Origin of the sequence: Variovorax sp. 22077 (genome assembly GCF_052044195.1) — a bacterium.
GTDB classification, from domain to species: Bacteria; Pseudomonadota; Gammaproteobacteria; order Burkholderiales; family Burkholderiaceae_C; genus Variovorax; species Variovorax atrisoli.
This window is the reverse complement of record NZ_JBQEQC010000013.1, coordinates 135,193-149,328: the sequence shown is the minus strand read 5'-3', so window position 1 is coordinate 149,328 and position 14,136 is coordinate 135,193. Positions and strand designations below refer to the sequence as shown.

13 protein-coding genes are annotated in these 14,136 nt (G+C 68.5%); 7 read left to right on the top strand and 6 right to left on the bottom strand.

The window, feature by feature from the left end:
• Positions 1–23: 23 nt before the first annotated feature.
• Positions 24–1,310, bottom strand: a complete 1,287-nt coding sequence (locus ACTJLF_RS19985; RefSeq protein WP_440883779.1) for a DUF1254 domain-containing protein — start codon at positions 1,308–1,310, stop codon at positions 24–26.
• A gap of 36 nt (positions 1,311–1,346) precedes the next feature.
• Complete coding sequence (locus tag ACTJLF_RS19980) at positions 1,347–2,573, bottom strand: CaiB/BaiF CoA transferase family protein (RefSeq protein WP_440883778.1); 1,227 nt, start codon at positions 2,571–2,573, stop codon at positions 1,347–1,349.
• A 91-nt stretch (positions 2,574–2,664) separates the two neighbouring features.
• Between ACTJLF_RS19980 and ACTJLF_RS19975 the strand changes: the two genes are divergently transcribed.
• From ACTJLF_RS19975 to ACTJLF_RS19955, 5 genes are all read left to right on the top strand, one after another.
• Positions 2,665–3,627, top strand: a complete 963-nt coding sequence (locus ACTJLF_RS19975) for a LysR family transcriptional regulator (protein WP_440883777.1) — start codon at positions 2,665–2,667, stop codon at positions 3,625–3,627.
• A 268-nt stretch (positions 3,628–3,895) separates the two neighbouring features.
• Positions 3,896–4,795, top strand: coding sequence for an AraC family transcriptional regulator (locus ACTJLF_RS19970; RefSeq protein ID WP_440883776.1), 900 nt, complete (start codon positions 3,896–3,898; stop codon positions 4,793–4,795).
• Positions 4,792–5,562 carry an AzlC family ABC transporter permease gene (locus ACTJLF_RS19965; RefSeq protein WP_354413635.1) on the top strand — a complete coding sequence of 257 codons (771 nt, stop codon included), beginning with the start codon at positions 4,792–4,794 and terminating at the stop codon, positions 5,560–5,562. Before ACTJLF_RS19970 ends, ACTJLF_RS19965 begins: the two co-directional genes overlap by 4 nt.
• Positions 5,559–5,882 (top strand): AzlD family protein, encoded by a 324-nt coding sequence (locus ACTJLF_RS19960; protein WP_126186103.1) that lies wholly within the window; start codon positions 5,559–5,561, stop codon positions 5,880–5,882. Before ACTJLF_RS19965 ends, ACTJLF_RS19960 begins: the two co-directional genes overlap by 4 nt.
• 64 nt (positions 5,883–5,946) lie before the next feature.
• Entirely contained in the window at positions 5,947–6,435 is a 489-nt protein-coding gene (locus tag ACTJLF_RS19955; protein ID WP_019657456.1) for an aminoacyl-tRNA deacylase, read from the top strand.
• A gap of 45 nt (positions 6,436–6,480) precedes the next feature.
• Here the strand turns inward: ACTJLF_RS19955 and ACTJLF_RS19950 are convergent, their stop codons facing one another.
• From ACTJLF_RS19950 to ACTJLF_RS19935, 4 genes are all read right to left on the bottom strand, one after another.
• Positions 6,481–7,233: an IclR family transcriptional regulator gene (locus ACTJLF_RS19950; protein WP_416492091.1), complete on the bottom strand. Its 753-nt coding sequence runs from the start codon at positions 7,231–7,233 to the stop codon at positions 6,481–6,483.
• 357 nt (positions 7,234–7,590) lie between these two features.
• Complete coding sequence (gene groL / locus ACTJLF_RS19945; protein WP_019657454.1) at positions 7,591–9,213, bottom strand: chaperonin GroEL; 1,623 nt, start codon at positions 9,211–9,213, stop codon at positions 7,591–7,593.
• A gap of 56 nt (positions 9,214–9,269) precedes the next feature.
• Positions 9,270–9,590 carry a co-chaperone GroES gene (locus ACTJLF_RS19940; protein WP_019657453.1) on the bottom strand — a complete coding sequence of 107 codons (321 nt, stop codon included), beginning with the start codon at positions 9,588–9,590 and terminating at the stop codon, positions 9,270–9,272.
• A gap of 166 nt (positions 9,591–9,756) precedes the next feature.
• Positions 9,757–10,404, bottom strand: coding sequence for a diguanylate cyclase (locus ACTJLF_RS19935; RefSeq protein ID WP_126186102.1), 648 nt, complete (start codon positions 10,402–10,404; stop codon positions 9,757–9,759).
• Between the two features lie 201 nt (positions 10,405–10,605).
• On the opposite strand from ACTJLF_RS19935, the gene ACTJLF_RS19930 reads away from it, so the two are divergent.
• Both ACTJLF_RS19930 and ACTJLF_RS19925 read left to right on the top strand, forming a co-directional pair.
• Positions 10,606–11,685: a glycosyltransferase family 4 protein gene (locus ACTJLF_RS19930; RefSeq protein ID WP_354327878.1), complete on the top strand. Its 1,080-nt coding sequence runs from the start codon at positions 10,606–10,608 to the stop codon at positions 11,683–11,685.
• Entirely contained in the window at positions 11,682–13,847 is a 2,166-nt protein-coding gene (locus tag ACTJLF_RS19925; protein WP_440883775.1) for an amylo-alpha-1,6-glucosidase, read from the top strand. Before ACTJLF_RS19930 ends, ACTJLF_RS19925 begins: the two co-directional genes overlap by 4 nt.
• Positions 13,848–14,136: the final 289 nt, after the last annotated feature.

The following is a 14,136-nucleotide window of genomic DNA, read 5'->3' as shown; positions in this document are numbered from 1 at the left end:
TCGTTGTTGTGGGTGGCAGGGACTCAGAGCGCGCGGATCGGGGGGTAGTCGAACCGCAGCGCGAGATGATCGGCTCCGGGCTGGTACAGCCGCAGCACGACATAGAACGGCTCGCCGGCCGGCGCCGGCAGCCAGTTCACGCCGGGGCCCGGATCGTCGGCCTGCAGCCGGATCGCCAGGCCGCCGTCCGGCTCGTGACGCAGGCCCGGCGTGCGGTCGCCGATAGAGTAGTGGTCGATGGGGTTGGCCACGAACAGGCAGTCGCTGCGCCGGTACATCGTGAGCGACCAGAACGCATCCACCTGCGGGCCGCGCCCTGGCGCAAAGCGCAGTTCGTAGCGGCGCCCGCCATGCAGCACGTCGCCGTCCGCGTCCACCTCGGCCGTGGGGTACATGGCTTCTTCCACGCCGAGCGCACCGATGAAGTTGCGCGCGATGCGCGCGCGCGTGAGGTGGTCGTCACCCCAGTGCGTACGCACCATCACCGGGATGGCCCAGCCGCCGCCCAGGTCGTGCGGCTGGCCCGCATGGCGCAGTCGCTCGTACACCGCGGGCAGGGCCGCCTCCAACATCGCGGTCAGTGGCGGCCAGTCGAGCGATTCGCCCGCCGGCGGCGGATTGCGGCGCAGCGCCTCGTCCACCACCGCACGAAAACGCGACGGCTCCGGAACGCGCGTGTCCAGGCCGTCGATCCAGGTGTCGACGCGCATCGCCGCGTCGCTGCCGTCCGGCCGCACGATGCGCAAGGCGGCCTGGCTCGCGCGCACGCGCTGCGCGTCGGCACCGTCGTCCTCCACCAGGAGGCGGCCGATCAGCCAGACGTCGCTGCCGCCCGCCGCGATCTTGTGCGTGATGCCTTGCGGCACCTCGCCATGCCAGCCCGGCGCATGCACCAGCGTGCGCTGCGGCCGGTTGCCGGTGGTGCGACGCCCGATGTAGGCGAAGGGGTTGGTCCAGGCGTCGAGCAGGCCCAGCGTCCAGTAGCGCTCACCCATCTCGGGCGACTCGATGACCACCAGGCCTTCGGACAGATCGAGCCAGGCATTGCTGTAGACCGTGTCGTTGTTGGGGCTCACGACCTCCTTGTCCTGGGGTCCGAGACGGCGGTGCGTATGAGTGAACTGGTTGACCCAGCGCATGCGCGAGTCCCGCTCGGGCGCCGCAAAGCCCAGGACAGGATGCCGGCGCGCGGTGGTGGCGGCCCGCATGCGCATCATCTCGTAGAGCGGCAAGGTCTGGATCACTACGGCTTCGGTCGCGGTTTGCGCGTCGGCGGCCGAGTCGATGGCCGCATCGGTATGCATGGTCATGGATTTCTGAAACGGTCGAAGGAAATGCAGCCGCGCTCAGGCCACGGCGCCGATGCCGTGCAGCCGCGCGATCTCGTCGGCGTCGAAGCCCAGCGCCCCGAGCACGCGGTCGGTGTCCGCACCACAAGCAGGCGCTGCGGACGGCGTCGGCCGCGGTGCGTGGCCGAGCGTGTAGGGCAGCGCGAGCGAGGCATAGCGGCTGCCGTCGGGCGCCACGGCGTCGACCAGCATGCCGCTGGCCTGCACGTCGGCGCTGTCGAGCACCTGGCGGTAGCTGCGCACGGCGCCGACCACGATCTGGTTGCGGCTGAGCAGCGCCACGCACTCCTCGCTGGTAAAGGAAGACAGGCACTCGCGCAGCACGCCGCGCAGCGCCTCGCGGTGCTGCACGCGCAGTGCGTTGGTGCGAAAGCGCGGATCGCTTGCCAGCGCGTCGCGGCCCATCACGCGGCAAAAGCGTGCCCAGTGCTCGTCCGCGTACGCCGACAGCACGATGTGGCCGTCACGCGTGGGCACGACCTCGGCCGCGGGTGCGTTGTGCGGCTGCCCGTCGCCGATGCGGGTGGGCTCGGGCGCGCCACCGAGGTAGTCGCACCAAGTGGCGGCCTGCAGGTGCATCGCCACTTCGAGCAGCGAGGTGCGCACGGTTTCGCCGCGGCCAGTGCGCGCACGCGCATACAGGGCCGCCAGCACGGCCTGCGCACCCAGGTGGGCCGCCGCCGCATCGATGACGGGAACGCCCACCTTCTGCGGCAGGCGGTCGGGCTCGCCGGTCAGCGACATCAACCCGCTCTCGGCCTGCGCCGCGATGTCGTAGCCGGGCCGCAGGGCCGAAGGCCCCTGAGTGCCGAAGCCAGAGATCGACAGGAAGACGATCTGCGGAAAGCGCGCGCGCACCGTGTCCGGTCCGAGCCCCAGCGCCTCGATGGCGCCCGGGCGCAGGTTCTGGATGACGACGTCGCTGGCCTCGATGAGACGCCAGGCGACGGCCAGGCCGGCCTCGCTCTTGAGGTTCAGCGCGATCGAGCGCTTGCCGCGGCTGTAGGCGCGGATCATTGACTCGCCATAGCGGCCGATGTGCCTGGCCTGGTCACCCGCGAGCGGCTCGACCTTGATCACTTCGGCGCCGAGCTCGGCCAGCACCATGGCCGCACCCGGACCGGCGATGTACTGCCCCATGTCGAGGACGCGCACACCTTCGAGCGGCCCCGCGGGGCGGTGGACCTCCGTCCTCGTGGTTGTCTCTTTGTTCGTGGAATTCATCGCCCGGACCTTATCGGCCTGGGCGATTCTTGAAAATTCGATAATTGTGAGGGAGTGATCACGAATCGAAATCGCCAACCGGAGCCCTCCCATGGACAGCAAGACCGACCACCTCGTGCGCAAGCTGCGGTTGCGCCACCTGGAACTGCTCGTCGCGCTGTCGGAAACGGCCACGATGCGCGGCGCCTCCGCGCGGCTTCACCTGAGCCAGCCGGCGATCAGCAAGATGCTCGGCGAGATCGAGTCCTGCTTCGGTGCGAGGCTGTTCGAGCGCAGCCACCAGGGCATCCATGCCAACGCCCTCGGCGCCGGCGCAGTCTTCCACGCCCGCGCGGTGCTCAACCAGCTCGAGCGCGCCACCGAAGACGTGGAGGCCATGCAGAGCGGCGCGTTGGCCATGCTGCGCATCGGCGCGCCCTCGGTCACGGCGACCGTGCCCGCCGCCGTGGCGGCCCTGCGCCGGCAGATGCCCGGGGTGTCGGTGCAGCTGCGCGAGGGCCGCGTGCAGGAACTCATCCAGCGGCTGCTCGAAGGCGAACTCGATGGCGTCTTCGGCGCCATCACACCCGAGCTGCTGGCCGGAGACACCGCGCGCCTGCTGGAGCCGGTGGTGATGCTCAAGGACGAGCTCTGCGTGCTGACTGCGAACGCCAACAAGCTCCATCGCCGCGGACGGCTGCGGTGGGCCGACCTGCAGGCGGCGGCATGGATGGTGCCGCCGAAGGAAACGCTCGTCCGGCAGGCCTTCATGACCGCCTTTCTCGACGACGGCGTGACGCCGCCGGTGCCGGTCATCGAGGCCATCTCCTCGGTGACCATCGGCACGCTGCTGCGCCACGATCCCTCGCTGGTGTGCGCGGTGCGCCGGGAGCACGCAAGCGACGAAATCGCACGCGGCGGGGTGCGACGCCTCAACGTGACGCCGAAGATGCCGCTGCCCTCCTTCGGTCTGTTCTTCCGCCGGGACGGGCTTCAGAGAAGCGCCGCGATGCTCGCGTTCGTCGACGCGGTGCGACAGGCCAGCGTGCGCCGGACCGCTTCCGACGAACGTTGAGGCCGGGCGGGCGACCCGGCAGTGAGAAGCCTCGCCGGAGCATCGGCGATCGCCGCGAGCGGCGAGATCGATGGCGGCTGCCGGGGACTTCCAGGAGTTCTTCTCCGTGAGGGGCCATCCGATGGGGCGCGCTTCCCTCTTCGCCACTGCGCTGCCGCGCGAGAACCGGCGGGCGGGCGTTGCGAGCCTCGACTATCGGACCCTATGCCGAATCGGACGTGTCAATTTTCTTCAAGACAGGCGTTTACTGCACTGCAAGAATGGCTTCATGCGAGAAGACGCACATCCTGAAGAAAAAGCGGCGACAGGAGCCGCCGGCCGCGGAGTGCGCGAAGCGGCCCGGGACGAGGCGCGCTTCTTCACGTCCGGACGCATGAGCGGCGAGGAACGGGTGGACTGCCTGACCGCGACCTTCAGAAAGCATCGGTATGCCCTGCATGCACACGAGACCTTCGTGATCGGGGCCATCACCTCGGGCTGCGGCACCCTGTGGCTCCGGGGCACGCGACACCGCGCCGGCCCGGGGGACCTGACACTGCTGAACCCCGAGGATGTGCACGACGGGGTGCCTCACGACGCCGAGGGCTACAGCTATCGGGTGACCTACCCTTCGGTGCCGCTCGTGCGACGCCTCGCGGCCGAGATCACGGGCCACGATGTCCAGCCGCATTTCCGAAGCCGCGTGATCCGGGATCCTGGCGCTGCCGTCCGCCTGGTGGCAGCGCACCTGGCCCTGGAGAACTCCGGCTGGTCGCTGGGCACGGAAGAAACGCTGCTGCTGGCCTACGCCTGCTGCCTCGAGCGGCATGCCGAGCCCCTCCGCCCCGAGACCCTGCGAGGGCGGGAGCAACGGCGGGTGTCCAGGATCAAGTCGATGCTGGACGACCAGGCCATGTCGAACGACGTGGCCCTGGCTGACCTCGCCGGCGAAGTCGGCGTGAGCCGGTTCCACCTGATCCGCATCTTTCGCAATGAAGCAGGGACCACGCCGCATGCCTACCTGGTCGGCCGCCGCATCGAGGCGGCGAAGCGCCGGCTTCGCCGGGGGGAAGCGCCCATCACCGTGGCATCGGCCACCGGCTTCGCCGACCAGGCCCACCTCACACGGGTCTTCAAGGCCAGGGTCGGCGTGACTCCCGGCGCCTACCGCGACGGGGTGTCGAAATGAGGCCGAGCGAGGGCCCCGCCTCTTCCGCTGCAACACCCGATCGCCGAGCCTCCACGCTCGTCGCGTTCGCCGAGGGCGCACGGGACATCCTGCCTGCGGTGACGGTGGCGGTTCCGATCGGCCTGCTGCTCGGCGCGCTGTGCAGGTCCAAGGGCATCCAGGCCGCGGAGGCCGGATGGATGTCCCTGCTCGTGAATGCAGGGGCATCGCAGTTCGCGGCCGTCCAGCTATGGGGCAGCGACGGACCGAGGCTCGGGCCGATCCTGCTGTCCACCCTGTTGATCAATGTGCGCCACGCGCTGATGAGCCTGACCCTTGTTCCGAAGTTCGCAAGGGCCGGCATGACCCCCCTGCGCATGTGCGTGGCGCTGACCTTCCTGACCGACCCGACATGGGGATTCGCCGAGCAGCGCGCGCGTGCGGGCCGCCTCATCACCTGGTCTTATTGGATGGGCCTGGCGCTCGTCTTCACTGCCGCGTGGACCGGTGCGACGATGGCCGGCGCGTGGCTGGGCGCCTATCTTGGCGATCCCCGGCAGATCGGCGCCGACTTCGCGCTGGCGGCCTTGTTCATCGGCATGACGGCCAGGTTCTGGACAGGCTGGCGGCGCACGGGTTTCGCCATCGCCGCCAGCGGCCTGTCGTCGGCGGTCGTGTTCCACACCCTGGGCGCGCCGTGGCACGTGATGGCCGGCGCCGCGGCCGGCATCGCGGTGGCCTACTTCGCGGCGCCGCCGCAGGCCGCACAGGAGCCGCAGTCCACATGACAGTCCACGCGACCACCCTCGAAGCGATCGTGGCGATGGCCTTCGTCACCTATCTCACCCGGGTTGCCGGCATGCTGCTGGTGCGCGGGGATCGAACCGCCCTTCGCGGCCGCGCGAAAGCAGCAATGGACGCCATACCGCCCGTCATGTTCGTGACGATCATCGCGCCAACCCTGCTGGTCACCGGGTGGCCGGAAACGCTCGCGGGCCTGCTCGCGGCCGCAGCCTCGATGCGCCTTCCGCTCCTGGGAACGATCATCGTGGGCGTCGTGGCAGTGGCCCTGCTGCGTCTTGGCTTCGGCATGGCAACTGTCCCATGAGTATGCGAATGCACGGCAACAGCACCAGCCCGCCGCGGCGCCACAGTTCCTCCAACCCCATGCGATGAGCCCCACCATACGCGCCTTCCTGACGTCGTGCGATGCGATCTTCGAAGTGCACAGCCACGCCCCCGTGGTGAGCTTCAGCGACGCACGGCACCTGCTTCCCTTCGACCCCGATGCGATGGTCAAGAGCCTGGCCTTTCGCCTGCCGGGAGATCGCTACGCGATCGCCGCCATGCAGGCGCCCGAGCGCGCGGACTACAAGAAGATCGCCGATGCCCTGGGCGTGCGGAGGGCGGACCTGCAGATGGCCACCGACACGGAGCTGGCACAGTTCCTCGCGATGGTCCCGGGCGGCGTCGCGCCCTTGCCAATCAATGAGGCGCAGGTGGTGATCGACTCCGGAGTGACCGCAATGGAAACCATCTATTGCGGCACCGGGCGAAATGATTCGACGCTTCAGATCCGTAGCGCCGAACTCCTGCGGGTCAGCCGCGGTGTGCTGTGCGACCTTGTCAAGCGAGGACCGCTCACGCCTTCCGGAAACTGATCAGCGCGCATGGCCCATGGACAGCGGGCCCGAGATCGACGCGGGCTAGGCGAGCCGGCTTCCGATGCGCGACGCCCCCTCGATGACCAGTTGGACGATCTTGTCGAGATCGACGATGGCCAGGCGCGAGGTGTCGAAGACCAGCGAGATCGCAGCCCATGCGCCGCCATCGGCCTTGAGTATCGGCGCGGCCACCGCCGCGAGCTGGGGCTCGAGTTCGCCGATGGAAACATAGTGGCCTGCCTTGCGGATCGCCGCATAGCCCTTGCGGAATTCGCTCCAGTCGGCAGGCAGGCCGCTGCGAACGATCTCGTCGTGGCGCGCGTCGAAGACCTTGCGCAGCTGGGCCGGCGTGAAATTCGCCAGCAGCACCTTCGGTGCGGCACCCTGGAACAGCGGACGGGGCCGTCCGCGTCCATAGGCCAGCGTTGCCGGAGCGCCGCCCATCTCGCGGTGGGTATCGAGTGCCTGCATCCCGAAAAGGCCTGAGAGCACGCAGTCGAAGCCGGTGGCCGCGACCAGCTCGCGCATCACGGAAATGCCCTCGCGCAGCACCGGGTCCGCCTTGCGGATGTAGTGGTCGAGCAGGATGATGCGCGGCCCCAGCGCGTAGTGGGAGTCCTCCACGCGCTGCAGCAGGCCGGCTTCGAGCAGCATGCGCACGTAGCGATAGCCCGTGGGCAGCGATACGCCGAGCGCCACCGCGATGTCGTCCGCCGTGCGCGTCAGGTGCGTGTCGTCGAAGAGATCGAGAACACCCAGCATGCGTCCCAGGCTGGACATGGATTTTTCCGGCACGTGATTTCCTCCAGGATGCCATGCCGCGGCGGGGGAGGTACTGCAGGATGCGACCCGGGCCGTGTCCCCATGCGCGCGGCTGCGACGATAAATCGGTCTGGCCCGAGTATCACCGCCTGCGCGGGGTCGGCGCCGGGCCGGTGCCATGGCGAAATTGCAGCGCTGCAAGCATGCCGCGGATGTGGCCAAGCGCCCGGAATGACTTGGCATGTGACGCAGGCGACCTTCCTGCCCGTAAAGAAAAGAGCCCGGTCGATCGCTCGCCGGGCTCCACGACAGCCTCGCCGTCACCTGCGGGATGGCCTCGGGGACCCGGTCGGCCCCCGAGGCATGCCCGCCGCAAGGCGGGTGCCGAACTCAGAAGTCCATGCCGCCTGCGGGAACGGCAGGCGCCTTCTGGGGTGCGGGCATCTGCGCGACGGTCGCATCGGTGGTGAGGATCAGGCCCGCGATGGACGCCGCGTTCTGCAGCGCTGTGCGCGTGACCTTGGTCGGGTCGATCACGCCGAGCTCGACCAGGTCGCCGTACTGGCCGGTGGCTGCGTCGTACCCGTGGTTGCCCTTGCCCTTGAGCACCTCGGCCACGACCACCGAAGGCTCGACGCCGGCATTCGAAGCGATGGCGCGCAGCGGCGCTTCGAGCGCGCGCAGCGCGATGCGGATGCCCGCATCCTGGTCGGCGTTCGCTCCGTGGAGCTCGGACAACCCCGCGCGGGCACGCAGCAGGGCGACGCCCCCGCCGGGCACGATGCCCTCGGCTACCGCCGCGCGCGTGGCGTGCAGCGCATCGTCCACGCGGTCCTTCTTCTCCTTCATCTCGACCTCGGTTGCAGCACCCACGCGGATCACGGCCACACCGCCGGCGAGCTTGGCGACGCGCTCCTGCAGCTTCTCGCGGTCATAGTCGCTGGTGGCCTGCTCGATCTGGGCCTGGATCGACTTCACGCGCGCGTCGATGCGCTTCTGGTCGCCTCCGCCGTCGATGATGATCGTGGTTTCCTTGTGCACCTCGATGCGCTTGGCATGGCCGAGATCTTCGAGCGTGGCCTTGTCGAGCTGCTTGCCCGTTTCCTCCGAGATCACCGTGGCGCCGGTGAGCACCGCGATGTCCTCGAGCATGGCCTTGCGGCGATCGCCGAAGCCCGGGGCCTTCACGGCAGCGACCTTGAGCACGCCGCGCATCGAGTTGACCACAAGCGTGGCCAACGCCTCGCCTTCCACCTCCTCGGCCACGACCAGCAGCGGGCGGCCGGCTTTCGCTGCGGCCTCCAGGACCGGCAGCAACTCGCGGATGTTCGAGATCTTCTTGTCATGCAGCAGCACGAGCGGGTCTTCGAGCTGCGCCACCTGCTTCTCAGGATCGTTGATGAAGTAGGGGCTCAGGTAGCCGCGATCGAACTGCATGCCCTCGACGACGTCGAGTTCATTGTCAAGCGACTTGCCGTCCTCGACCGTGATCACGCCTTCTTTGCCGACCTTCTCCATCGCGTCCGCGATGATCTTGCCGATCGCCTCGTCGGAATTAGCGGAAAGTGCAGCCACCTGCGCGATCTCCCTGCCTGTGGATATGGGCTTCGAGAGCTTCTGTAGTTCGTCGAGCACGGCGGCCGTGGCCTTGTCGATGCCGCGCTTGAGGTCCATCGGGTTCATGCCCGAGGCGACGTGCTTCATGCCCTCCTGCACGATGGCCTGGGCCAGCACGGTCGCCGTGGTCGTGCCGTCGCCGGCCACGTCGGCGGTCTTCGAGGCGACCTGCTTGACGATCTGCGCGCCCATGTTCTCGAACTTGTCGGCAAGCTCGATTTCCTTGGCGACCGACACGCCGTCCTTGGTGATGACCGGCGCGCCGAAGCTGCGCTCCAGCAGCACGTTGCGGCCCTTCGGCCCCAGGGTGACCTTCACTGCATTGGCAAGGATGTTCACGCCCGCAACGATGCGCTGGCGGGCGTCGTCATGAAACTGGACATCTTTCGCAGTCATTTTGAGATTGCTCCTTTTCACTCACACACGTTGGATGAAACCGGACGGCCGGGGCGTCAGGCGACGCGCCTGAGATTGCCGCGCTCGCTGCCTTCGATCACGGCGAGCACGTCGTCCTCGCGCAGCACGAGCAGTTCCTCGTCGTCGACCTTGACCGTCTGGCCCGCGTACTTGCCGAACAGCACATGGTCACCGGCCTTCAGGTGCAAGGGCCGCAAGGTGCCGTCCGCGAGCAGCCTGCCCTGGCCCACCGAGAGCACCTCGCCTTGCTCCGGCTTCTCGGCGGCCGAGTCCGGAATCACGATGCCCGAAGCCGTCTTGCGCTGCTGTTCGATTCGCTTGACGATCACCCGGTCGTAAAGAGGATGAAGTTTCATGTTCGATCTCCTAAGCGATAACAGGTCATCAAAAAGAGAACCTCGCCGCCGTTCGGCGGCGCGATCGGTTCATTCCCCAGCGCACAAGCGCCGGCGCGCGAGAGCTATGGGCGGCGCGCCGGGCGTTCAAGAGCCGCAGGCGCCGATTTTTTTGTGACTAATTTTTTCAGCCTCGCCCGAGCACGAGACGGCTGGAATGCCCGAGCCTGTACACCGTCCGCGCACTGCCTGCCGTGCCGCCGACGGCGCGTGGCAGCACCGGACAGGGCAGCGTGCGCCCGCCCGAACTGTCGAGGGTCTCGTCGGCGTCCTCCCGGACCACCGACCAGATGCCGTACTTGCGAGGCCTGAACAGCCAGCGGACATAGCCCCGGCGGCCGGCTTCGCGCAGCATCTCGCGGCGGTCGGGTGCATCCGCAATCGTGTGCTCCTGCGCCTCTTCCTCGTCTTCGATGAAGCCGAACGCGCACATGGCGTCGCGAACCTCCGTAGCCGGAACACCCAGCCGCCACCACCCGGGCCGCTCGACCCGCTCGAGTTCCCAGGCGCCGAACTGCCAGGCGGCCTCCAGCAATGCATGCTCAAGCCCACCGGGACCCTCGCCCGAAAGATCCAGCTGCGCGACCGACTGGGCCACCGACCGCAAGGGAAGGACGACGCCGGGCAGCTTCAGCGGCGTCTGCCGCAAGAAACCGTGCCAGTGCATCGAAAGCAGGGCCGCGTCGCTGCGGCGAGCGACGCGGGTGGCCGTTACCGCATACAGCGGCAGGCGCATGGCGGCCGCCTGGGCCGCGATGGTCTCGAAGATGTTCATTCGCACCTCACCAGGACTACGACGAAACGCTTGAGGAAACAGGCGCATTTTGAACCCGCGCGGCGCCCGAGGTTCAACGGCGCGACGCCCTCTTGAAATGCGCGCAGGCACCTCCAGATGGCCGCTCGGAAGCCGTACGGGCCTCCAAATCTTCGCCTCATCCTTGTTTATTCATTCCCTTCCGAGGAGATTGTCTTGACGATGAAGATCGCGCAGATCGCACCCCTCTATGAAGCCGTGCCGCCACGGCTCTACGGCGGCACCGAGCGGGTGGTCGCCCACCTCACCAACGCACTGGTCGACCTCGGCCACGAGGTCACGCTGTTCGCCTCGGCCGACACGTCCACGCGGGCGCAGCTCGTGCCCATGCGCGCGCAGGCCCTGCGCCTGGACCCGGCGCCGCTGAAATCGGACCTCGCGAGCCACCTGAACATGCTTGCCGAACTGAAGCGCCGCGCCGACGAGTTCGACGTGCTGCACTTCCACACCGACCTCCTGCACTTCCCCTTCTTCGAGGACATCGCGCCACGCACTCTCACCACGCTGCACGGCCGGCTGGACATCGCTGACCTGCCCATGGCCTACAAGCGCTGGCACCGCTATCCGCTGGTGTCCATCTCCCGTCACCAGCGAAAGCCTCTGCCCTTCGCGAACTGGGTGGCCACCATCCCGCACGGCCTGGACGAGTCGATCTATGCGTTCGAACCGGGCCCGGGCCGGTATCTGGCATTCCTCGGGCGCATCTCGCCCGAGAAGCGCCCCGACAGGGCCATTGCGATCGCAAAGAGGGCCGGGCTGCCGTTGAAGATTGCGGCCAAGGTGGACGCGGCCGACGCGAACTACTTCGAGCAGGTGATCCGCCCGATGCTGGACGACCCGCTCATCGAGTTCGTGGGCGAGATCGGCGATGCCGAGAAGTCCGCATTCCTTGGCGGCGCCTCGGCACTCCTGTTCCCCATCGACTGGCCCGAGCCCTTCGGCCTCGTGATGATCGAAGCCATGGCCTGCGGCACGCCGGTGATCGGATGGCGCTGCGGCTCGGTGCCGGAAGTAATCGAGGATGGCGTCAGCGGGCGGATCGTAGAGAGCCAGCCGCAGGCCGTCGAAGCCGTGCACACCATCGATCAACTCGATCGGCGCCGCGTGCGGCAGGCATTCGACAACCGCTTCTCGGCGCGCGCGATGGCCAGCGCCTATGTCGAGCAGTACAGACGACTCACCGGCCACGACGATGCAGACGCGGCCCTGCCGCCGCAGTCGCTGTACCGCGAGTTCGCATGAGCATGAGCAGTGACGCACCAGCCACCGCGCAGGCCGAGGCCGAGGCCGAGACCGCGCCCGAGCGCGCGGTTCAACACGCCTTCGTGCTCAAGGAGGCGGACACCTACGTCGTGATGGACGCTCGCGGCGACATCGGCGGCGGCGTCGACGGCATGTTCCACCACGACACGCGCATGCTGTCGAGCTTCGTGCTGCGGCTGGACGGCGCCCTGCCGTCGCTGCTGTCCAGCGGCGTGGGCAGCGACAACGTCCACTTCACTGCGAACCTCACGAACCATCCGCTGCCCGTGCTCGGGTCCGACTCGACGCCGCAGGGCGTGATCCATCTTGAGCGCAAGCGCTTCCTCTGGGGCGCGCGGCTGTTCGAGCGCCTGCGGCTGGTCAACTACAGCGACCAGCCGGCCCGCGTGCCGCTGACGCTGGATTTCGCGGCCGACTTCCGCGACATGTTCGAAGTCCGCGGGCAGGTGCGCGCGCAGCGCGGCGAGTTCGGCACTCCCGAGGTCGGCACCCGGCGCGCCGTGCTGCGCTACCGCGGCCTCGACGATCTGCTTCGCTGCGCATGCATCGACTTCTCCGAAGCACCGCAGCGCCTGAGCGCCCAGCAGGCCGCATTCGACGTCGCGCTTGCGGCGCGCGGCAGCTGGACCCTGTTCGTGGAGGTCGGCACCGAGCCAGCTTCCGCGGGACCCGAGCGCTTCCGAGAGGCCGGCGTGCTCGCGCGCTGGCGGATGCGCGCGCGGCGACGACGAGGGGCCAGGCTGCAGGCCTCGGGGCGGCTGTTCCAGGGCTGGCTCGACCGGTCCCGGGCGGACCTGGCCCTGCTCACGACCGACATGCCCACGGGACCCTACCCTTACGCGGGCATTCCATGGTTCTCGACGCCCTTCGGCCGGGACGCCATCGTCACCGCATTCCAGACGCTGTGGCTCGACCCCGCGCTGGCGCTCGGTGTGCTGAGGTTCCTCGCGGCGCGGCAAGCGCACCAGACCTCCAGCTTCCACGACGCCGAACCCGGAAAGATCATGCACGAGACCCGCAAGGGCGAGATGGCAGCGGTCGAGGAACTTCCCTTTGGCCACTACTACGGCGGTGTCGACACCACGCCGCTGTTCGTCGCGCTCGCGGGTGCCTACGTGCAGCGCACCGGAGACACCGCAGCGATCGAACACATCTGGCCGGCGCTCTTGGCGGCCTGCGAATGGATGGAGCGCAGCATGGCACGCCATCCTTCGGGCCTGCTGGCCTACCAGCGTGGGGAGAGCAGCGGACTGGCCAACCAGGGATGGAAAGACAGCCACGACTCGATCTTCCATGCGGACGGCCGTACGCCCGAAGGGCCCATCGCGCTGGTCGAGGTGCAGGGCTATGCCTGCGCCGCCTTCCGCGCGATGGCGGTCATGGCGCGGCTGCGCGCCGACGCGAAGGCCGACCATTGGCAGCGCCGGTCAGTGCAGGTCGCGCAGGCGATCGAGCAGCAGTTCTGGCTGCCCGAACGGCAGTTCTACGCACTGGCGGTCGATGGGAGCAACAGACCCTGCGCGGTGCGCGCGTCGAACGCGGGGCATCTCCTGTTCACGCAGGTGCCTTCCGCGGGACGGGCGAAGGCGGTCGCACAGCAGCTGCTGGCGTCGGAGTTTGATTCGGGGTGGGGCATGCGCACCCTGCCGCTGGAGGCGGCGCGCTTCAATCCCATGTCCTACCACAACGGATCGGTGTGGCCGCACGACCTTGCCCTGTGCGCCGCAGGCATGTCGCTGTATGGAGAGCGGGACGGCGTGGTGCGCCTCCTCGACAACCTGTTCGAAGCGGCGACGCATTTCGGCATGCGGCTGCCGGAGCTGTTCTGCGGGTTCGAGCGCCAGCCCGGCCAGGGGCCCGTGGCCTACCCCGTAGCCTGCCTGCCCCAGGCATGGGCGGCGGGCTCGGTGTTCCTGATGCTGCAAGCCTGCCTGGGCTTGCAGGTGGACGGCATCCGCCGCGAGGTCAGCATCGTCCACCCGCGCCTGCCCACCGACATCGATCAGCTGCATCTGCTCGGGCTGCAGGTGGGCGAAGGCAGCGTAGACCTGCACTTCCAGCGCGCACAGGACAACCGGGTCGTCGCGGTCGCTCGCCACCTGCCAGGCAGACCTGCCGTGCAGGTGAACCTGCAGCTCTAGCCGTCCCGTCCCGACGGGCGGTTGCGCTGCGGCGCACCCAGCTCCTGCCGAGGGCGATCATTCGGCGAGGCCAGTCCCGGGTGAGACGGGCATCGAAGCGCAAGAGCATCGGGCACACCGGTTGCCGTGCCCGCGACATGCGTGATGAAGATCCGAGAGAAGAGAGCCGGCGCTTGCGCTTGCAGGCGGAAATTGCTCAGACGCGCGCCCTGCTGGCCAGGGCCGGACTTGTCGAGGTGCTCAGGCAGTGCCGCTTCGCGGCCGAGCGCCAGAACAGACTGGCGCCGTG